The organism is Roseobacter denitrificans OCh 114, assembly GCF_000014045.1.
Taxonomy (GTDB): domain Bacteria; phylum Pseudomonadota; class Alphaproteobacteria; order Rhodobacterales; family Rhodobacteraceae; genus Roseobacter; species Roseobacter denitrificans.
This window is the reverse complement of sequence record NC_008209.1, coordinates 794,824-815,083: the sequence shown is the minus strand read 5'-3', so window position 1 is coordinate 815,083 and position 20,260 is coordinate 794,824. Positions and strand designations below refer to the sequence as shown.

The window sequence follows — 20,260 nt, the reverse complement described above, 5'->3', positions numbered from 1 at the left end:
TGCCCGCCGAAAAGCAGGGCGCATTATACCCGCTGCGCAATCAACTGAACACCTTTCGCGATTTTCTCAAGCGGAATCGAGGAATAGCCAAGTCTGAAATACTCGGACGGTTGGTTGTCACCCTGAAAAAACGGCGCGCCGGGCTCTATCACAACACCGTCTGCCAGCAAATCTTGAGCAAGCGTTTGGGTATCGGTGCCGTCAGGCGCTTTGACCCAGAGGCTTGTCCCGCCAAACTGCGCGGAGCCCGCCACTTCGAGGTCTGTCCTGGCCAGGGCTTCGACAACCGCTTTGCGGCGTTTGGCAAACTCCCGTCGCATGTCGCGGATCAGCAAGTCGTAGTAGCCTTGTGCAAGGAAGTAGGCGGCTGTGCGTTGAAGATGTCCGGGCGGATGCCGCAGCATCATCGAGCGCAGCTCGCGCGCCTCGGCGATCACCTGTTCAGGCCCCACAAGATACCCCAACCGAAGACCCGGAAACAGGGCTTTGGAAAAACTGCCCGCATAAAGAACGCGCTGGTTCTTATCTATGGCTTTGAGCGCAGGGCTGGGCGGTTCGATAAAGCTCATCTCGAACTCGTAATCATCCTCCACGATTATGAAATCGCGGGCTTGAGCCAATTCAAGCAGCCGTTCACGCCGCGCCAAGGGCATGGTTGCACCTGTGGGCGCATGGTGACTGGGTGTCACAAAGACCGCTTGGACGCCCATCGGTATATTGTCCGGTGGCAGGCCCTCCTGATCCACTTCGACGGTGGTAACGTCGGCTCCGCACCAACTCAGAGCCTGCCGTGTGTCCGGATAACAGGGGTCTTCGCAAACCGCTTTCAGGGGGGCACGGGTCAACAGTTCTATCGCCAGCCAGATGGCATTCTGAGCGCCAACGGTGATCAGAACCTGCTCTTTTTTTGCGGTTATTCCCCGCCGGGGCAGCATCCTGGACAGGATGTAGTCGACCAGCAAAGGGTCGTCCGTCGCCTCATTGCTGGCCATCAGATCAAAATCGCGCGTTCCTATGGCCTGCCTGACGCATTCGCGCCACGCCGTATGTCTGAAAATCTTGCCATCCATTTCTCCGAAGACAAAAGGGTAAGGCATGTTCCGCCAATCCTTCGGCTTGATCACCCGGCGGCGCGTTCGCAGGTTTTCAGACAGGACTTTCTGCCAAAGTGTACTGTTTTCGATATGCGCCGTTGCATCACCAACCGGCAGACGCGGTATCGCATCGGTATCGGCGACCGAATACCCGCTGCGGCTGCGGGCCTCCAGATATCCCTGATCGACCAGTTCCTGAAAAGCCAGTGTGACGGTCATGCGCGCAACGCCAAGGTGATGTGCAAGTTTGCGCGATGACGGCATCAATGACCCCGGCATTGCCCGTTTCGACAGGATCGAGGCGACGACGGCCTCTCTTATCTGGGTCTGCAGAGGCCTTTTTGAAGCGCGGTCCAAAAAGAAAACCTCAGCTGCGATCCTCGGTTTAGCCATGATTCAAAGTGCTTACCAAACTGGTCTAAGTCAATAGAAATACTGGCCCTAACGCAAGGTTAACGAATCCTTCTAGTGAGCCGTCAGCTTGGGGGTGGATGCGAGCATTTGCTGCAAGCAGAGCGCGACTGCGCAAGCAACTTTGGAGGACTCTATGACATTTCTTTCACGGATCACGTCCGGCACAGCGATTGCCCTGACGGCGACCATCATGAGCATCGGCGCGGCTGATGCCAAAAACTTCAAGATCGCCGTGGGCGACAGCGGCGGCAGCAGCCAGGAAGCCACCGGTTTGGCTTTCATCGAAGCCCTTGAGGAGCTTTCGGGCGGCGAGCACACTGCAACGCTGTTTCTGAACGGACAGTTGGGGTCCGAGCAAGACACAGTCAACGACGCGGCCATCGGCTCGCTCGACATGTCGATCCTGGCGATCAACAACGTGACACCGTTCTCGCCAACTGTTGGCGTCTTCTCGCTTCCATACGTGATCCTGAGCCTCGAAGATGCTGAAAAGCTGACCCAGGGCCCGATCGGTCAGGAACTGACAGAAAACACAATCGAAGACGCAGGCGTTCGTATCGTGGCCTGGACCTACACGGGTTTCCGCCGCCTGACCAATTCCAAAAAGCCGGTCACATCCGTTGCCGATCTGCAAGGTCTCGTCATTCGCGTTCCCAAGAACGAAATCATGATCGACACCTACAAGGCCTGGGGCATCAGCCCAACGCCGATGGCATGGTCGGAAACCTTTGCGGGCCTGCAAACCGGCGTTGTCGACGGTCAGGACAACCCCTACACCACCATCAACGCGATGAAGTTCTACGAAGTACAAAAGTACGTCACGAACATCCGCTACATCTTCTCCATCGAACCTCTGATCGTGTCCGAGCAGGTGTTTCAGGAGCTTTCCGCTGAAGATCAGGAAATCATTCTGGAAGCAGGCAAGCGCGCGACGGCCGCGTCTGCACAGTTCCTGCGCGACAAGGAAGCAGAGATCAAGGAACTGCTGGTCGAAAAAGGCATGCAGATCGACGACCCGGTCAACAATGAGCAGGAGTTCATTGATCTGGCGACAGCAGCTGTCTGGCCGAAGTTCTACGACAGCATCGGCGGCATCGAAAAGATGAACGCTGTTCTGGCTGAAATCGGCCGCGAGCCGGTCTCCGAATAAGTCGAACCGCAAACGAACGACAAGCGCTTTCGGGCGCTTGTCTCACCCGGGTGGGAGGGGCAAATGACCAAATTCTGGTACATCATCGACAACATCGAAAGCTACATCTGCCGAACCTTGCTGGCGATATTCGTCTGCCTGTTGTTCTTGCAGGTGATCGTACGCACACTGTTCGATTTTTCATTCTCCTGGGTCGAAGAACTGTCGATCTACATGTTCGTCTGGTTCGTCTTCTTCGGCGCAAGCTACGCCGCCAAGATGGGCGCGCATAACCGCGTCACGTTCCAGTTCAGGTTCCTGCCGCCTCGCGCGATCAAATATATCGAGGCCTTTGCCGATCTCTTCTGGATCTTCTTCAACGTCTATTTCGTCTATCTGGCGATCGACTTCATCTTCAACAAGATGAACCGTTTCCAGTCATCGCAGACCATGGGGTTCCATCTCAGCTGGGTCTACATCGTGCTGCCGATCGCCTTCTCGCTGATGACCATCCGGGTCATTCAGGTGAATTACAAAAAGATCGTTCTGGGCGAGGACCTGCGTGATCCTGACGCCATCGATCTTGAGGAAGTGCGCGCCGAACTCGGTGATGCCGCAGAAAAACCCAGCCCAGACGGGGAGAAAAAATAATGGAAAGCCAAATCATCTTGATCCTCTTCGGCGGCTTCCTGCTGCTGCTCGTCCTCGGTGCGCCGATCACGGTGGCACTCGGTGTCTCCACACTCATCTCGTTCCTCTATCTCGACGAGAACCCGATCAAATTCGTGCAGATCGCCTTTACCTCCGTGGGCTCCTTCCCGCTGATGGCCCTGCCCGCCTTCATTCTGGCCGGGGCACTGATGGAGGCCTCTGGTCTGTCACGACGACTGATCAACGTGGCCGAGAGCTTTGCCGGTCCGTTCACCGGCGGCATGTCTGCAGCCACGGTTTTCGCCTGCCTGTTCTTTGGCGCGATCTCCGGTTCGGGTCCTGCAACGACCGCCGCTGTTGGCATGTTGATGATCCCGGCGATGATCCAGCGCGGATACGGGCGCAGCTATTCTTCAGCGATCACCGCCTCCTCTGGCGGTCTGGGCATCGTGATCCCGCCCTCGATCCCGCTGATCATTTTCGGCATCGCGGCCCTTGGCATGCCCGCACCACCCGAAGCGGTTGAGAAATTCGGCAACTTCCAGACGGTTTCGATCCCGAAACTGTTTATCGCGGGGTTCATGCCTGCCTTCCTGATCGCCGGCAGCCTGCTGCTGATGAACTATATCCTTGCGAAAAAGCACGGCTACAAAGGCTCCGCCGAAGGCTGGTCCGCGCGTCAGATCTGGTGCGAGATGTATCGCGGCTTCTGGGCGCTCATGGCTCCGGTTGTCATCCTCGGCGGCATTTACTCCGGGTTCTTCACGCCAACCGAAGCTGCCATCGTGGCCATCTTCTACACACTGGCCGTGGGTACGTTCATCTATCGCGAGCTGAGCTGGCAGAAGCTGTTCACGGCGCTGGAAACAACCACATGGCTGACGGGGCGCGTGTTGCTGATCATGTTCACAGCCACAGTCTTCGGTCGACTGCTGGTGGAGAACCAGATCCCAGCCGTGATTGCTGACGGTATGCTTTCGGTGACGGATAATATCTATATCATCTGGGCATTGGTCATCCTCTTCCTGCTGTTTGTCGGCATGTTCATGGAAACGCTGGCCACCATCCTGATCCTGGTGCCGGTCATGCTGCCTGTAGCCTACAGTGTGGGGATTGATCCGATCCACTTCGGCGTCGTGATGGTGTGCTGCCTCGGCATCGGGTTCCAGACCCCGCCACTGGGCGAAAACCTCTTCATCGCCTCGGGTATCTCGAACATCTCGATCGAGAAAATCTCCGTGGCAGCATTGCCCTTCGCCTTCGTCAACACAATCGCGATCTTCATCATCGCCTTTGTCCCCGAAATCTCGCTCTGGCTGCCTCGGCTGCTTGGCTACTAGAAACGCGTAAGGTTGGAGCATCCCATGAAACAGACAATCACACATATCCTGTGCGCGACGGACCTGTCCAAGCATTCGGCCTATACCATGTGTCATGCGGCAAGCATTGCTGCATCGACCGGAGCCAAGCTGCACCTTGTCCATGCAGTACAACCCTTGAGTGATGAGACCAGAACCGCCTTGCAGATGTACATGCAAACCACCGGTTCAAGCGAAACGGCCGAAAAGGCCCGCCACGATCATGCCAAGGCGATCATGGCGGAACGTCAAAGGGCCTTCTGGGACCATGTGAGCGAAGAGGACAAGGGTATCCGTGCCCAGGTCGCCTCAATCGAGCTTATCGACGGATACCCCGCAGAGGTGATTTTGCGCCGGGCAAGTGAGCTCAATTGCGATCTCATCGTCCTGGGTGCGCATGAACACGGCTTCTCGCACACTTTCCTGGGCACCGTCGCGAAACGGGTTTTGCGACGGTCCAACATACCAACACTTGTGGTCCCCTACCGGGGCACCGCTGCGCATAACTAGTTAACTCAAAATCTGGAGACTACCATGACCAAAACACTGACAGCTCAGGACTTGTCCGACACCTTTGACGCCTTCAATCGCCATGACGTTGATGGCGTCATGACACATTTCGCCGATGATTGCGTGTTCTACACCGTGGGCGGGGATGAAGCCTATGGCGCCAAAGTCGAAGGCGCAGAAGCGATTGCCAAAGCATTCTCTGCCGTCTGGGCGGGCATGAAGGACGCCCATTGGGATCATCACAGCCACTTTGTGCATGGGGATCGCGCCGTATCCGAATGGACGTTCTCCGGAACTGGCGCGGACGGCATGCGCATCGAAGCACAGGGCGCTGACCTCTTTACCCTGCGCGACGGCAAGATCATCGTGAAACAGGCCCTGCGCAAATCCCGCCCGCCCTTCAAGGCTTAACGTTCATCTCTTTGATGGAGCACTAAAATGCCACATAGACCAAAGCACTGGCCCAAGGCCAGCTACGATCCCAAATACGATCCTATCGTCGACGCGGGTCCCGGTCACAACCGGGACCACGCACCGACCTATTGGATTGGTACGGCGGGGACGCCACCTGAAGATGACGGGCCGGTGTCGGGTGACATCGATGCGGATGTCGTCGTTGTCGGCTCTGGCTATACAGGTCTGTCTACCGCAATCCACCTGGCGAAGGACCACGGCATCAAGGCGCATGTCCTTGAAGCCAACACAGTCGCCTGGGGCTGTTCCACCCGCAATGGCGGGCAGGCACAGATTTCTTCCGGTCGTCTCAAGCGGTCGGAGTGGATCAAGCGGTGGGGCGTGGATGTCGCCAAAGGCATGCACGCCGAGGTCTGTGAAGCCTTCGAACTGTTCAATGATCTGATCGGGTCAGATGACATTGATTGCGACCCGCAAACCGGGGGCCATTTCTATATTGCCCACCGCGAAAAGGTCATGGCGAAGCTGGAAAAGGAATGTGCCGTCCTGAACGACACGTTTGGCTATGGCTCTCGCATTCTGTCGCGCGACGAACTACACGAAAAATACGTGCGGGATCAGGAAGCACACGGTGCCCTTTGGGAACCGGACGGGACCTCGATCCACGCGGCAAAACTGGCCTTCAGCTACGTGCGTCTTGCGCGCAAACTCGGCGCCAAGATCCACACGGCCAGCCCGGTCATGGGGTGGAAGACCGTGAACGGTGTGCATCACCTCACCACGCCCGGTGGCACGGTGCGCGCACGTGCCGTGGCCTTGGCGACAGCGGGCTACACACCGCCGGGGCTGAACGAAAAGACCAAGCACCGGCTCATGCCGATCCTGTCAAACTCCATCGTGACGCGTCCGCTGAGCGATGAGGAAAAGGCGGGATGCGGTTTTCAGGTGAAATCTCCGCTGACTGACACGCGCACCTTGCGGCACTACTACCGCTATCTGCCCGACGGACGGGTCCAGATCGGCAGCCGCAGTGCGATTACAGGTCGAGACGCAGAGAACCCCAGACATCTGGAGCTTCTGCAGAAAGGTCTCTATCGCAAGTTCCCCGTGCTCGAAGGCATTGAACTGGATTACTCCTGGTGGGGATGGGTGGATGTCAGCCATGACATGATGCCACGCATTTTCCAGCCAAACCCGAAGCAAACAATCTTTTATGCGATGGGCTACGGCGGCAACGGGGTGATGTATTCCGCACAGGCCGGCAAGCGCATGGCGCAAATGGTTGCGGGCGAAGGCAAGGACCTCAAACTTCCGATCTTCACCTCGCAACTGCCAAGCCACGGTGTTCTGACACCCTTCCGCAGGTTGGGCCAGCGCATGGCCTACCCCTACTACTACCTTCGCGATGAAATTCTCTGATCTCCCAACGAAAGGACTAAACCGATGAAAATGACAACCGAAGAGGCCTTTGTTAAGGTTCTGCAAATGCACGGTATCGACAATGCCTTTGGCATTATCGGTTCCGCCATGATGCCGATCTCCGATCTGTTCCCTGCTGCAGGGATCAAGTTCTGGGATTGTGCGCACGAAACATCCGGCGGCATGATCGCAGATGGCTACACGCGCGCCTCCGGCAAGATGTCCATGGCCATTGCACAAAACGGCCCCGGCATCACCAACTTCGTAACGCCGATCAAAACGGCCTACTGGAACCACACACCGCTGCTGCTGGTCACGCCACAGGCGGCCAACAAGACCATCGGTCAGGGCGGTTTCCAGGAAATCGAGCAGATGAAACTGTTCGAAGACATGGTCTGCTATCAGGAAGAAGTCCGCGATCCGTCCCGGATGGCCGAAGTTCTGAACCGTGTGATCGAAAAAGCATGGCGCGGTTCCGCTCCGGCGCAGATCAACATTCCACGTGACTACTGGACGCAAGTGATCGACATCGAGCTGCCCCAGATCATCCGTCTGGAGCGCCCGCAAGGTGGCGAGCAAGCGGTCAAGGATGCGGCCAAACTGCTGTCCGAGGCCGAGTTCCCTGTGATCCTCAACGGCGCGGGCGTTGTCCTGTCCGGCGGTATCGACGCCTCCGCCAAACTGGCCGAAGCGCTGGATGCACCGGTGGCCTGCAACTACCAGCACAACGACGCCTTCCCCGGCTCGCACCCGCTGGGCGTTGGCCCGCTGGGCTACAACGGCTCCAAAGCGGCGATGGAAATCATCCAGAAGGCCGATGTTGTTCTGGCCCTCGGCAACCGTCTGAACCCGTTCTCCACACTGCCCGGATACGGCATTGATTACTGGCCCAAAGAGGCCAAGATCATTCAGGTGGACATCAACTCTGACCGCATCGGTCTGACCAAGAAGGTCGACGTGGCCATTCAGGGTGACGCCAAGCGCGTCGCCGAGCAGCTTCTGGAGAACCTCTCCGATGGTGCGGGCGACAAAGGCCGCAAAGAGCGTAAGGAACTGGTTGCACTGACCAAATCCCGCTGGGCGCAGGAACTGTCGTCGATGGATCACGAAGACGATGCGGACGAAGGCATTGACTGGAACGAGCGGGCCCGCAAGGCCAAGCCCGGTCACATGTCCCCCCGTCAGGCGTGGCGCGCAATCATGTCGGCCCTGCCGAAAGACGCGATCATCTCTTCCGACATCGGCAACAACTGCGCGATCGGCAACGCCTATCCATCGTTCGAGAAGGGCCGCAAGTATCTTGCACCGGGTCTGTTTGGCCCCTGCGGTTACGGTCTGCCTGCGATCCTCGGCGCCAAGATCGGTTGCCCCGACGTGCCTGTGGTCGGCTTTGCGGGTGACGGTGCCTTCGGGATCTCGATGAACGAGATGACCGCCTGTGGCCGTGGCGACTGGCCTGCAATCACCATGGTGATCTTCCGCAACTACCAATGGGGTGCGGAAAAACGTAACACCACGCTTTGGTTCGAAGACAACTTCGTTGGAACCGAACTGAACGAAGGTGTGAACTACGCCGAGATCGCCAACGGTTGCGGCCTGAAGGGCGTTCAGTGCACCGGCATGGAAGAACTGACCGACGCGCTGAACACCGCTGTCCGGGAACAGATGAAAGATGGCGTGACCACCTTCATCGAAGTCGTCCTGAACCAGGAACTGGGCGAGCCTTTCCGTCGTGACGCGATGAAAAAGCCCGTCTCCGTTGCCGGGATCAACCGCGACGACATGCGCGAACAGCAGTTCGTCTGAGTGCCAAGAACCGGAGAGAGGCAGTGCCGTGTTGCCTCTCTCAACCTGATATCCAACACTGTTCCCTTCACTTCCGCGCCAGCTTGTGACCCGCGCGCTCAAGGAGTTCTCGTCTGATGACTACCACTTCGGCTTCCACCCCGACTTTCATCAGCCGGATTCCGGGGTTCTTTGCAGATAACGGCCCGGGGTTTTCTGTCTCGGTGGTCATTGCCGTATGCGCGCAATTCCTGTCGGAGCATTACGGCGCACCGGCAATGCTCATGGCCCTGCTGCTTGGGATCGCCTTTCACTTTCTCGCAGAAGAAGGGCGCTGCGTTCAGGGCATCGCCTTTACATCAAAAACCGTGCTGCGCATCGGCGTCGCCCTGCTCGGCGCGCGGATCAGCGTTGAACTGCTGATCGGGCTTGGTCCGAAACTCATCGGGCTGGTGGTCGGCGGCGTCATCCTGACAATTCTCTTCGGCCTGCTGGGTGCAAAATTGCTCGGCCGCGGGTGGCGCTTTGCGCTCCTGACCGGAGGATCGGTGGCGATCTGTGGCGCATCCGCAGCGATGGCGATTGCGGCCGTTCTGCCCAAGAACGAGCACTCGGAACGCAATCTGATCTTCACGGTTCTCAGTGTGACCATCCTGTCCACCGTCGCAATGATTGCCTATCCCATCATCACCGCATGGCTTGAGCTTGATGATTTGGCTGCAGGGGTTTTCCTCGGTGGCACAATCCACGACGTCGCTCAGGTGGTCGGTGCGGGGTTCTCCGTCAGCAATGAAACCGGCGAAACAGCGACCCTTGTCAAACTGATCCGCGTGACCATGCTCGCGCCTGTCGTGCTGGTCTTCGCGCTCATCATCCGCGCCTATGCCGAGGATGATCCACAAGAGGGCGGAAAGCGCCCACCGTTGATGCCATTCTTCGTGATCATGTTTCTGGTTCTGGCCGCGATAAACTCATTTGGCCTCATCCCTGCTTTTGTGCAGGGATTCCTCGCTGATCTGTCAAAATGGGCGCTTTTGGTTTCCATCGCAGCCGTTGGTATGAAAACCTCGCTGAAAACGATCTTCGATGTGGGCGGGCAGGCGATCATTCTCATTGTGGCGCAAACCATCTTCATCGCCGCCTTCATCCTCTATGGCATTACCCATTTCGCCAGCTGACCCGGAAAAGGAAACAAACATGCGCGTAATTGATTTCAAAGACGACGTCACAATCGCCAAACGCCGCCTTGCGGACCTGCCCGACCGCGTGGTTGAGGGCGATCCGCATCATGAAACGCAAATGCGTTTCAAAAGCCCCGACGGGACCATGCTTGCCGGAACATGGACAAGCACGCCCGGCAAATGGATCGCCTTTGCGGATCGCGATGAGTTTTGTGTGCTGCTGTCGGGGCACATCAAGCTGATCGGTGAGGACGGCGTGGAACAGGAGTTCCGCGCAGGTGACAGTTTCCTGATCCCCAACGGATTTCGCGGCTACTGGCATGTCCTTGAAACGACAACGAAGCACTTTGTGATCCGAGACTACACCGCTGATTGAAGCCCGCCCGAAACGCACAGAACCCCCAATTTGTTGGAGCACCAGATGACCCCACTTGAGCAGATGATGGACAAGGCTGTCCGGCTAAACCGCAAAATTGTTCTGAGCGAAGGAGAGGATCCGCGCGTGATCACTGCGGCCATCCAAGCACGCAGACGTCGAATTGCACAGGTGGCCTTGATCGGAAACCGCGACCGCATCGCCTCTCTACTGAATCAGGCGGGGGGCAGTGATCTGGACGGGATCGAGATCCATGAACCGGCAACAAGCCCACATCTGCCCGAGATGACGGAGACCTACTTCAAACTCCGCCAACACAAGGGCGTCACACAGGAAACCGCATCTCAGGCGGTTCTGAACCCGCATGTCTTTGCCGCTCTGATGGTCAAACTAGGGCATGCGCACGGAACGCTTGGGGGTGCCAGCACGGCAACAGCCGAAATTGTGCGCACGGCCATTCAGGTCATCGGCACCGCACCAAATGCCAAGATGATTTCGAGCTTCTTTCTGATGCTGCTGAGCGAGGATCATCATCCCAAACAGGGGATTGTCGTCTTTTCCGATGCCGGTCTGGTGATCGAGCCAAACGCAGAGGAAATGGCCCAGATTGCTGTCGCGTCGGCCAACTCCTACGGACAACTGACAGGCGAAACTCCCAAGGTCGCAATGTTGTCATTCTCGACCAAAGGCAGTGCCGGCGGCGAAAAGGTATCGAAGGTCGTTGAGGCGACCGCGCTGCTGCGATCAATGGATCCTGATCTGATCGTGGATGGAGAATTACAGTTCGATGCTGCCTTTGTGCCGGATGTTGCGGCGACCAAGGCCCCGGACTCCGAATTGAAGGGCGATGCGAATGTCTTCATCTTCCCGAATCTGGATGCCGGGAATATAGCCTACAAAGTTGCGCAGCGGATCGGACGCGCGCGCGCGCTTGGACCGATCTTGCAGGGTCTTGCTCAACCTGCGAATGACCTGTCCCGGGGCTGCACTGCCGAAGATATCGTGGATATGATTGCCGTCACGGCCGTGCAAGGTGGCGCGTAGGCACTGCCTGCACGCAAGCCGTTCTGATGCGCGGGCCAATCGCGGCTATACATCCCAGCAGCCGCGATAAACGCTGCCGATCCGAGGATCGACCGCATGGATGCGCAGATACGGTGCCGTGCTCTGGCCCCGCCACGCCCGGCAGTAGCGGCTGAACAAAGGCCCCAGCGTCCCGCAAGGCGGTCTTCGGCTGGACTGTCGGCGACAGCGTCTGACGAAACACCTGAAACACCAAGTATCACGTAACGCATTGAAACCCTTGATTTCAGGCAGCGCGACGTGATGCAGGTTTTTCGCATGACGCTTCAGTCAGAAAGCCTCAGGATTGAGCGGAAGGACAAGACGGATAAGAGCCCCCGGCGAACGGGTATCCGTCCGCGCCCCGCGGGGCGTGCGACTGCAGATGGTCGGGCAAGGCAATCTGGGACAGGGTGTTCCGCCATGCCGAGTCTGATTGCAACCCACCGTCATCGCACAGTCGAAACGCCTTGATATGGAGCGGTTGCACCGGCAGGTCCCGATCCAGCGAGATCAACGATCCCTGTGCCAGAGCCGTAACAACCATTGACTGCGGCAACCACGCCACGCCGATGCCGCCGACGGCGAATTCATAGGCCGCAAGCGTAAGTGCTGTTTCGGTCTTGGTTACGACTTGTACCTCATTGTCCAGACGCGGCACGATATGTCGGTCAAAAACCTGCCCCAGAAACACATCCGACGGATAGCTTATGACCGGCAGCCGGTCTGAGGAGATATCGTCACGCAGCCCGGGGGCGCATACAGGAATAAGAACATCGTCTCCGAGTTTCAGCGATTCAAACGCACCTTCCAAGAATGGGGTTGGCGTCTCAGGCACCGTATATGTCAGAACAAAATCAACCTCACCAGAAAGCAGAAGGACAAGGCACTCTTCCTGATTGCACGACCGCACTCTGACCGGCGCATCGCCTCGTGCGGTAAGGGCGCGCACGATGTAGGGCGACACGGTCGTTGTGATCGCATGCTGACACGCAAAGCTCAGCGCGCTGCCCGTCTGGCTGTTTGCAGCATGAAGTTTCTGCCTGACCTGACGCAGCCGCGTGCTCAGGTCGCGCAGTTCCGGTGCAAGCGCTTCAACACCGGCCAAAAGCATGACGGGCCTGCGCCGCCGGTCAAACAATTCCGCGCCGATGCTCTCCTCAATCAATCGCACACGCCTTGTGAAAGCGGATTGCGTGACCAGTCGCTTTTGAGCCGCGCGCGCCAACGACCCGGTGTCAAGCACCGCGAGGATGTCGTCGATCCATTCCAGACGCATCTTCTGCCTCCCGCCCCAAACTTGCGAATTTCGCAAGTTACAGGGGGTAATTTGCATTATCAATTCCGCCAATCAAAGTATAAACCTCGGAAAAAGCAAATTAAGGATTCGATAGAATGCATCTGGCCCGTTTCCCCCGCCGATTTCTTGCGCACTTGCCAACACCGCTTGAGCGTCTTGACCGCCTGACCAAAGAACTGGGCGGGCCGGAAATATGGATCAAACGAGATGACTGCACAGGCATGTCCACGGGCGGCAACAAGACCCGCAAGCTGGAATTCCTGATGGCCGAAGCTGAATTGCAAGGCGCTGATATGATCATCACGCAAGGGGCCACGCAATCCAACCATGCCCGTCAAACCGCAGCTTTCGCCGCCAAGATGGGCATGCAGTGTCACATCGTTCTGGAAGACCGCACCGCGTCGAACAACACCAACTACAACAACAATGGCAACGTCTTGCTGGACCATCTGCACGGTGCCACGACCGAAAAACGCCCGGGCGGTGGGGATTTCAACGCGTTGATCGAAGACATGGCTGAGCAGATGCGCGCGGATGGCAAAAAGGTTTACGCCATCCCCGGCGGCGGATCGAACCCGACGGGGGCATTGGGCTATGTGAACTGCGCCTTCGAACTGCTGAATCAGGTCAACAGCAGCGGGATGAAGATCGATCATATCGTCACGGCGACAGGCAGTGCCGGAACGCAGGCGGGTCTGATTGTCGGGCTAAAGGCAATGAATGCGCAGATTCCCCTTTTGGGCATCGGCGTGCGCGCGCCCAAAGCCAAGCAGGAAGAGAACGTCTTCAACCTTGCGTGCAAGACCGCGGACAAGCTGGGGTGCCCCGGTGTAGTCGAGCGGCACGACGTCGTGGCCAACACGGATTATGTCGGCGAAGGTTACGGCATCCCGACCGAGAGCGGGCTTGAGGCGATCCGGATGTTTGCCGAACTTGAGGCGATCCTTCTGGATCCGGTCTACTCGGCCAAGGGTGCCGCCGGGTTCATCGATTTGATCCGCAAGGGACATTTCAAGAAGGGCGAACGCGTTGTCTTCCTGCATACCGGCGGATCCGTAGCGCTGTTCGGATACGATTCTGCCTTTGATTTTTCCGATCGCTGGTCCTGATTGCGCAGACAGATGCCCGGACTTCGCAGGATAGGCATTCTTGGTGGGATGGGAGTCGAGGCGACGCTCGAATTGATGAAACGAGTGCACGCGGCAACCCCGGCTGAAGATGATCAGGACCATGTGCCGATGTTTGTGGACATGAACCCTCAGGTTCCGTCCCGCATCCGTCATGTCATTGAAAAGACCGGTCCCGACCCGGGTCCGGTTCTGGCGCAAATGGCCGCGCGGCTGGAACTGGCCGGGGCACAGGTGCTCGCGATGCCCTGCAACACGGCCCATCTTTACGCGACGCAGATCGAAGATGCCGTCGGGATCTCATTGCTGAACATGCCGAAACTGGCATGTGCGCAGGCCGCGCAGGGTATGAAACGCGGCGGAATCGTGGGTATTCTTGCTTCGCCGGCGACCAACAGCAGCGGTCTTTTCGGGAATTTTTTGGCCAGGCACGAGGTCCAGTCGGCCTTTCCTGAAAATGAGGACGGCATTCTTGCATCAATCCGCAGGATCAAGAAATCCGGCCCGACGCAAACGGACATTACCCTGTTGGAGCGCGAAGCGGCCTCCCTTGTCCGGCGCGGGGCGGAACGGGTGATCATTGGATGCTCCGAATTCTCGCTGGTGAGTGAGCGTATTCGCTGCCCGGTCCCCATTCTCGATACGCTGGACGTGCTTGTGTCAGAGATTGTCAGCTTTTCAGGTGTTCGCACCAAATCACCGGCCTGATCGACAGGGACTGCAAACATTTTCTTCCCCGTCGCCGAACTGGCATGTTTTTCAGGGCACAGGCAACAGTTTTGAAACCACAGTTCGTCTACTCTTCAATACGTCTGGAATATCGTTTTTAATCCATCTTGTTTTAACCAATCCGGTTGCCAGTATCGGGACTGTTCGGAATGATCGGCGCTGCGCCAATTTTCAAATCACTGTTTTGCACAGTCGCCGTTTTGCTATGCTTTACGTCTGTTGGACTTGGCGGCAGCCTACCAATGCTTGATGCGTCGGCGCGGAAAGACTGGACCGCGGTAGGCGTGGTGATTGCGCAAGGAAATGACGGTGGATCAAGTTGCAGCGGAACCCTCGTTGCGCCGGATCTGATCGTCACGGCAGCGCATTGCACCACCCAGAAAGAAGGGCTTCTCGGCAGCCTGCGTTTCTTTGCCGGTCAAGATGGGACCCGGTTTGTCGCGAGCAGCGGGTCAATCGACGTTATCCGGCATCCGGAATGGGCGGCGGCCACGGGTGCGGCCAGATATCAGTTCGATGTGGCGGTTGTCCGACTGAGCCGTCCGATCCCGCGCAATGTGGTAAGCCCGATGCTGCTGATGCCCCACAAGACACCTTTGCCAGAAAGCGGCGCTTTTCTTGGGTATCAGAATCCGACTGCGCCGCGCCTGCATGGCCGCTTTGGGTGCGCCCTGTTTTCGCGGTCGTCCCAGCGGCTTTTCACGTCTGATTGCCCGGTGATCAGGGGGAACTCGGGTGGTGCAATTGCGGTTCGGCTGGAACAAAACTGGTATCTGGCGGGCACCATCGTCGCGCGCCGAGAACCCGAGGGAACCGCACTGGCGGCGCACCTCGACGACTGGCTACGCGGCCATGTCAGTAATGCTTTGGCAAGAGAAGCGCGGCGCACGAGATAAGTGCAAGGCTTGATGACGCCCCGAGGCGTTGCAGTTGTTCATTTCAGGCACCACTGCGTGATCCCGGTTTTTCGCATTGCGTCCCCATTGATTCGGTTGGCTTACGAACGCCTTCGATTGGTAAGAGGGAAACCAACCGATGGTTTCCCCCCAATTTACTTTTGGTACTTGTCATGCGTCTCATCCACGATCGACTGCGTGGCGCGCACCTCACGGTCGGTCTCTATCAACCATGCGATCATGGCTTTGACAGGCGAGGGTTTTATCGGTGTTTTCTGATTTTCAAATGAATTTTCAGGATTGCGATCCATAATCTGGCTCCTTCTAAAAACGAGGCTCCTCATGCGTGAACCTCATCGCAGGCGGAAATATCCCTGCCAGTTCAATATTGCGTAAATGTAACGGTTCGTCTGTGACCCTCATCACATGGGCACATCAAATATGATGCAGATCCGCCATGACCTGCAGGGCATTGCGGTCAATAACCCGCAGCCCCCCCCCGCGACGCGTCAATGACACCGGCACGTTTCCAAAGGGACAGTGTTTTGGATACCGCCTCCCGCGTCGCGCCGACGAATTCTGCCAGTTCAGCCTGAGACAGGTTCAAAAGGCCAAGGTCATCTGATCCATCTATCGTAAGGTAGAGAATTTTACGCGCGAGCCGGGCGGGCATGGGCAGGAATACCTGCTCGTTCAACTGGCTGCTCATCCAACGCAGCCGCACCCCAGCCAGTTGAATAAGATCTATCCCCAACTCTGGCGACTTGCGAATGGCAGCCAGAACATCCGCGTTTTTCACTCCCCGCACGCGGCTGTGCTCAAGCGCGGTGACCGTAGCTGTACGCGTACCGGGGTCAAACAGCGCAATCTCACCAAACAGCGCCCCGGGGCGCATCACATCCAAGGACAGCTTGCGCCCTTCCCGTGATATTATGCTGAATTCCAGACTTCCCGACACAATGGCGTAAAGCGCGTCACCGGTGTCGCCCTGCTCGAACAGCACTTCACCTTCGCTCAGGTCGACTTCAGTCGAAACGGAATTCAACAGATCAGACAGTTTCTGCGAGGCATGGGCCAAAAATCCGGTTTTCGGCAACTCCGGGCTGTCCATCGTACTCCAATCCTTGATTGCTGCGTCTTTACATAGACGTATCTTTTACCTGTGTGATCAGGCGTCCTGTTTAACGTATGAAACCGCCAACACCGATGTCGAAAGTCGCGCCAAGGCTGCCAAGGGCGTTTCTGACATCTTCATTCGCTGGACCATAGACACGAAACACGCTGGGTTCAAACAGGGCAAAGAACCGTTCGGCGAAATGCTCCTCAAAGTTCTTCAGATGCTCCATCACCGCCGCACTATCCGCGTAGCGTTCAACAACCGAACACCGGCGTCTGTCCTCGGACAGATAATATTCATAAATCAGCGCTCCGGGTTCATTTGCCCGCGTCGCCTCAACCATTTCATCCACAAGTTGTTCGACCGCTTCGATATCGTCATCGCGTACATTCATTTCCAGAAGCCACTGGATATGTCTCGTCATCAAAATTCTCCCGCAAGTAGCACAAATGTTAATGTCCAAAACACGGGATTGTCACGGGGTTTTCGCGCAACCTGTGAATTTTCCCTCTGAAGCGATTCCTTTTTGAACTGCTGCACAGGCGGCGGCCCCACAGACCGCGATGACCATTCGGGCCTGCATCTCTGACGGGCGACCTTACGGCATTGAAAAGATACGTGCGACAGGGCCTGCAAAAGAACCCCTTCACCCCTGCAAAGCGGCACCAACGGTCCCTGTGATGGGCAACGGGATGATCCTGCCTTCTTGTCGCGGTGTCGAAACCTGAACTTCGGTAAACTGCTCGGTACGCCCCCTGGACGCACTTTCCATCAGCACGTTGTGCACCTTACCAACCTGCGCGGAAAGATGTCGCTGGACTTGCGCGTCTCCGGCGGCGCGCAAGCGCGATGCCCGTTCCTTGATGATCTGACCATGGACAGCAGGCATGCGCGCCGCAGGTGTGCCTGGTCGCGCGGAGTAGGGAAAAACATGCAGCCACGTCAGATCGCACTCCTCAACCAGCGCCAGGGAGTTATCGAACATCGCCTCCGTTTCGGTCGGAAAACCCACGATGATATCAGCGCCAAACGTCATATCCGGCCGCAAACGCCGGGCATCCTGCGCAAAGCGAATGGCGTCATCCCGCAAGTGCCGCCTTTTCATCCGCTTGAGGATCATGTCATCGCCGTGCTGCAATGACAGGTGCAAATGCGGCATCAACCGATGCTCGGTGGCAATCGCCTGCATCAGGTTTTCGTCAACCTCGATGCTGTCGATTGAACTAATCCGCAAACGCGGCAAATCCGGGACAAGCCTGAGAATTCGCATGACCAGATCACCAAGCTTTGGCTGGGCCGGTAAATCCGCCCCCCAACTGGTCAGGTCCACGCCCGTGAGCACGACCTCGTTGAACCCCTTATCGACCAAACGCTTGATCTGGTCGACAACAACGCCAGCCGGAACCGACCGCGAATTGCCGCGGCCATAGGGGATGATGCAAAAAGTACAGCGATGGTCGCACCCGTTCTGCACCTGCACATAAGCCCGGCTCCGGGTGCCAAAGCCGTCAATCAGATGACCTGCGGTCTCGGTCACGGACATGATGTCATCAACTTGCACCGCTTCGCTTTCGCCGATGAAATCGGCGGCGAGCGCGCCCCAGGTATCGCCCTGCATCTTTTCGGTGTTACCAATGACCGCATTAACTTCGGGCATCGCGGCAAAGGTTTGCGGCTCTGTCTGGGCGGCGCATCCGGTAACGATCAGGCGTGCTGTCGGGTTTTCACGCCGCAGTTTACGGATCGTACTGCGGGCTTTGCGCACGGCTTCGCCCGTCACCGCACAGGTGTTTACCACCACAGCATCCGACAGACCGGCCTCAGCGGCGAGTTCTTTCATTGCTTCGGTCTCATAGGCGTTCAAACGGCAGCCAAGGGTCGTGAATTTGGGTGCGCTCATGCGATGCTCTCCAGAAAGGACCGCGTGAGCGTTCCGGAAAACACATGCTGCGTCGGGCCGGTCATCCAAACACCATCCTCGCGCCAGTCAATCTCCAACCGCCCGCCATCGAGATCGACCTGAACCTTGCGCCCGGTGAGCCCGCGCCGGGCGGCAGCGACGGCCACCGCGCAACTGGAAGACCCCGATGCCAGCGTCATCCCCACACCACGCTCCCAAACCCGCATACGTATGGTGTCAGGCCCTGTGATTGAGGCAAACTGGACATTTGTCCGCTGCGGGAACAACTCATGGTGTTCCAATTCGGCACCAAGCTTTGCGACGTCTGTCTGCATGACGTCATCGACGAAAAAGGTGCAATGCGGATTGCCCATGCCAGTTGCGGTGGGAGTGCCCTCTATCGGAAGCTCAAGCGTGTCCATCTCGCGCGCAAGAGGCACCTCGGTCCAATCAAGCTGCGGCGCACCCATATTGACCGAGGTCTGACCATTTGCCGCACGGCATGCGGCAAGCACCCCCCGGTCCGTCGATAAGGTCATATCCGAAGCCCCGGTTTGCGCCATGATGTAATCGGCAATGCAGCGCGTCGCATTCCCACAGGCCGACGAAACAGAGCCATCCGCATTGAAGAACGCGAGGTGCACCCCGGTTTTTGTGTTTGTTATCAAGGCAAGTTGGTCAAATCCAACACCGGTGTGCCTGTGTCCGAGAGCCTGCGCAAAACGAGGTGTGATGTCCATCGAACGCCTGCGCGCATCCAAAACGACAAAGTCGTTTCCCAGCCCGTGCATCTTCATGAAGGGCAGACCGCTATCGTCTTTCTCATACATTGCGGCCATATAAGCCGACGCTCCCGAACTATCCAGTAGAACCTTTGAAAAACACTGATTTAAGGGCTTGACCCGCCCGCCCCACCTTTCTAAGAACACCGCCTAGTGGGCCGTTAGCTCAGTTGGTAGAGCAACTGACTTTTAATCAGTGGGTCGCAGGTTCGAATCCTGCACGGCTCACCACTTCAACCGATTGTGTGAGCACTCACGCGAGTCTTCCACAATTGCCAGATTTTTTGCCACAAACGTCAAGGAAATCTTCCACAACAACCTTTTGGGGCTTTCCGGTGCAGTTGGTTGTGATGAAGCCGAAGCAACACTTGTCAGGAACTGATCGGCATATGTTCCAGTTTCGACAGTTAGCGCGCCAAATGGTGGCCCAATGCGCAAGCCTAGACACCAATTAGACAAGGCGCGAGGCGTTCGAAAAACTGAATGACCAGAGATCGCCAGAAGAGCCTTTGAACATAACCCGCTCAGCCTCCGCGTTGCCGTGCACGTGAAAGACTGTCTTGGCCAAATACAGGCCGACAGCGATGGGTTACATAGGGTAGCTCGCCTCGATCGCAGATCATGACACCCGGACAAAGGCGCATTGCGACGCCTGGAAGCGGAAGCCGCCCACCCCATCTACCCTCCGCCCTCTAACATCCAGGCGATCAGTGCCTACCTATTATTCTCGACGTCCCCTTCAACCTCACCAATAAATTCCGTCAGCGATACGCCAAGTTCCCGACAGATTGCATCCATCACAGTCAGGGTGGGTTGTCGCCGACACGTTTCCAGGAACGAGATGTAGCTCATAGATAGATCCGTTCGGAACGCGAGTTCCTCCTGCGAGAGGTTCGCGGCCTTACGTCTCTCGCGGAGAACCCGCGCGTAAGCCTCCATCAAGGCTTGGTTTTTCCGTTCCATCCCAACTCTGTCGGGGAACGGAGAAAATATCTCTAATGACTATAGTAACAATT

At 57.3% G+C, this 20,260-nt stretch carries 20 protein-coding genes, 1 tRNA gene and 1 pseudogene; 14 read left to right on the top strand and 8 right to left on the bottom strand.

Translation table 11 applies throughout. The annotated features are described in order from the left end of the window. Positions 1–23: 23 nt before the first annotated feature. Positions 24–1,487 (bottom strand): PLP-dependent aminotransferase family protein, encoded by a 1,464-nt coding sequence (locus RD1_RS03845; protein ID WP_011567130.1) that lies wholly within the window; start codon positions 1,485–1,487, stop codon positions 24–26. Between the two features lie 154 nt (positions 1,488–1,641). Between RD1_RS03845 and RD1_RS03840 the strand changes: the two genes are divergently transcribed. The 10 genes from RD1_RS03840 to pta all read left to right on the top strand — a co-directional run bounded on the left by RD1_RS03840 (position 1,642) and on the right by pta (position 11,375). Further along, a complete protein-coding gene (locus RD1_RS03840) occupies positions 1,642–2,658 on the top strand; it encodes a TRAP transporter substrate-binding protein (protein WP_011567129.1) in 1,017 nt (338 codons plus the stop codon). 63 nt (positions 2,659–2,721) lie between these two features. After that, positions 2,722–3,288 carry a TRAP transporter small permease gene (locus RD1_RS03835; protein ID WP_011567128.1) on the top strand — a complete coding sequence of 189 codons (567 nt, stop codon included), beginning with the start codon at positions 2,722–2,724 and terminating at the stop codon, positions 3,286–3,288. Continuing rightward, entirely contained in the window at positions 3,288–4,628 is a 1,341-nt protein-coding gene (locus tag RD1_RS03830) for a TRAP transporter large permease (protein WP_011567127.1), read from the top strand. Before RD1_RS03835 ends, RD1_RS03830 begins: the two co-directional genes overlap by 1 nt. Positions 4,629–4,652: 24 nt before the next feature. Further along, positions 4,653–5,156 carry a universal stress protein gene (locus tag RD1_RS03825; protein ID WP_011567126.1) on the top strand — a complete coding sequence of 168 codons (504 nt, stop codon included), beginning with the start codon at positions 4,653–4,655 and terminating at the stop codon, positions 5,154–5,156. 24 nt (positions 5,157–5,180) lie between these two features. After that, positions 5,181–5,567, top strand: coding sequence for a nuclear transport factor 2 family protein (locus RD1_RS03820; protein WP_011567125.1), 387 nt, complete (start codon positions 5,181–5,183; stop codon positions 5,565–5,567). 27 nt (positions 5,568–5,594) lie between these two features. Further along, positions 5,595–6,989 (top strand): NAD(P)/FAD-dependent oxidoreductase, encoded by a 1,395-nt coding sequence (locus tag RD1_RS03815; protein WP_011567124.1) that lies wholly within the window; start codon positions 5,595–5,597, stop codon positions 6,987–6,989. 24 nt (positions 6,990–7,013) lie between these two features. After that, positions 7,014–8,795 (top strand): sulfoacetaldehyde acetyltransferase, encoded by a 1,782-nt coding sequence (gene xsc / locus RD1_RS03810; RefSeq protein ID WP_011567123.1) that lies wholly within the window; start codon positions 7,014–7,016, stop codon positions 8,793–8,795. A 116-nt stretch (positions 8,796–8,911) separates the two neighbouring features. Then, positions 8,912–9,952, top strand: a complete 1,041-nt coding sequence (locus RD1_RS03805) for a YeiH family protein (protein WP_011567122.1) — start codon at positions 8,912–8,914, stop codon at positions 9,950–9,952. Positions 9,953–9,971: 19 nt separating this feature from the next. Beyond that, positions 9,972–10,331 (top strand): cupin domain-containing protein, encoded by a 360-nt coding sequence (locus RD1_RS03800; RefSeq protein WP_011567121.1) that lies wholly within the window; start codon positions 9,972–9,974, stop codon positions 10,329–10,331. Between the two features lie 45 nt (positions 10,332–10,376). Then, positions 10,377–11,375: a phosphate acetyltransferase gene (gene pta, locus RD1_RS03795; protein ID WP_011567120.1), complete on the top strand. Its 999-nt coding sequence runs from the start codon at positions 10,377–10,379 to the stop codon at positions 11,373–11,375. Positions 11,376–11,694: 319 nt separating this feature from the next. On the opposite strand, the gene RD1_RS03790 is transcribed toward pta, so the two are convergent. Next, entirely contained in the window at positions 11,695–12,672 is a 978-nt protein-coding gene (locus RD1_RS03790; protein ID WP_011567119.1) for a LysR substrate-binding domain-containing protein, read from the bottom strand. A 116-nt stretch (positions 12,673–12,788) separates the two neighbouring features. Between RD1_RS03790 and RD1_RS03785 the strand changes: the two genes are divergently transcribed. The 3 genes from RD1_RS03785 (at position 12,789) to RD1_RS03775 (ending at position 15,445) form a co-directional block, all read left to right on the top strand. Then, positions 12,789–13,802, top strand: coding sequence for a D-cysteine desulfhydrase (locus RD1_RS03785; RefSeq protein ID WP_011567118.1), 1,014 nt, complete (start codon positions 12,789–12,791; stop codon positions 13,800–13,802). Between the two features lie 75 nt (positions 13,803–13,877). After that, entirely contained in the window at positions 13,878–14,528 is a 651-nt protein-coding gene (locus RD1_RS03780; RefSeq protein ID WP_245897189.1) for an aspartate/glutamate racemase family protein, read from the top strand. Between the two features lie 263 nt (positions 14,529–14,791). Continuing rightward, complete coding sequence (locus RD1_RS03775; protein WP_245897187.1) at positions 14,792–15,445, top strand: trypsin-like serine peptidase; 654 nt, start codon at positions 14,792–14,794, stop codon at positions 15,443–15,445. Between the two features lie 155 nt (positions 15,446–15,600). Here RD1_RS03775 and RD1_RS21120 read toward each other — a convergent pair whose 3' ends face one another. From RD1_RS21120 to dapF, 5 genes and pseudogenes are all read right to left on the bottom strand, one after another. Then, the gene (locus RD1_RS21120) at positions 15,601–15,756 is read right to left on the bottom strand and encodes a hypothetical protein (protein ID WP_171959984.1); all 156 of its coding nucleotides are present in this window, start codon (positions 15,754–15,756) and stop codon (positions 15,601–15,603) included. Between the two features lie 124 nt (positions 15,757–15,880). Next, positions 15,881–16,556: pseudogene (locus RD1_RS03770) on the bottom strand (Crp/Fnr family transcriptional regulator). 70 nt (positions 16,557–16,626) lie between these two features. After that, positions 16,627–16,986, bottom strand: a complete 360-nt coding sequence (locus tag RD1_RS03765; protein WP_011567114.1) for a putative quinol monooxygenase — start codon at positions 16,984–16,986, stop codon at positions 16,627–16,629. Between the two features lie 222 nt (positions 16,987–17,208). After that, positions 17,209–18,462, bottom strand: coding sequence for a tRNA (N(6)-L-threonylcarbamoyladenosine(37)-C(2))-methylthiotransferase MtaB (gene mtaB, locus RD1_RS03760; RefSeq protein ID WP_011567113.1), 1,254 nt, complete (start codon positions 18,460–18,462; stop codon positions 17,209–17,211). Further along, positions 18,459–19,292: a diaminopimelate epimerase gene (gene dapF, locus RD1_RS03755; protein ID WP_074958603.1), complete on the bottom strand. Its 834-nt coding sequence runs from the start codon at positions 19,290–19,292 to the stop codon at positions 18,459–18,461. The genes mtaB and dapF overlap by 4 nt, the downstream gene beginning before the upstream one ends. Before the next feature lie 107 nt (positions 19,293–19,399). On the opposite strand from dapF, the gene RD1_RS03750 reads away from it, so the two are divergent. Then, positions 19,400–19,475, top strand: a tRNA-Lys gene (locus RD1_RS03750). A gap of 483 nt (positions 19,476–19,958) precedes the next feature. Here RD1_RS03750 and RD1_RS03745 read toward each other — a convergent pair. Further along, positions 19,959–20,183 carry a helix-turn-helix domain-containing protein gene (locus RD1_RS03745; RefSeq protein ID WP_245897354.1) on the bottom strand — a complete coding sequence of 75 codons (225 nt, stop codon included), beginning with the start codon at positions 20,181–20,183 and terminating at the stop codon, positions 19,959–19,961. Positions 20,184–20,260: the final 77 nt, after the last annotated feature.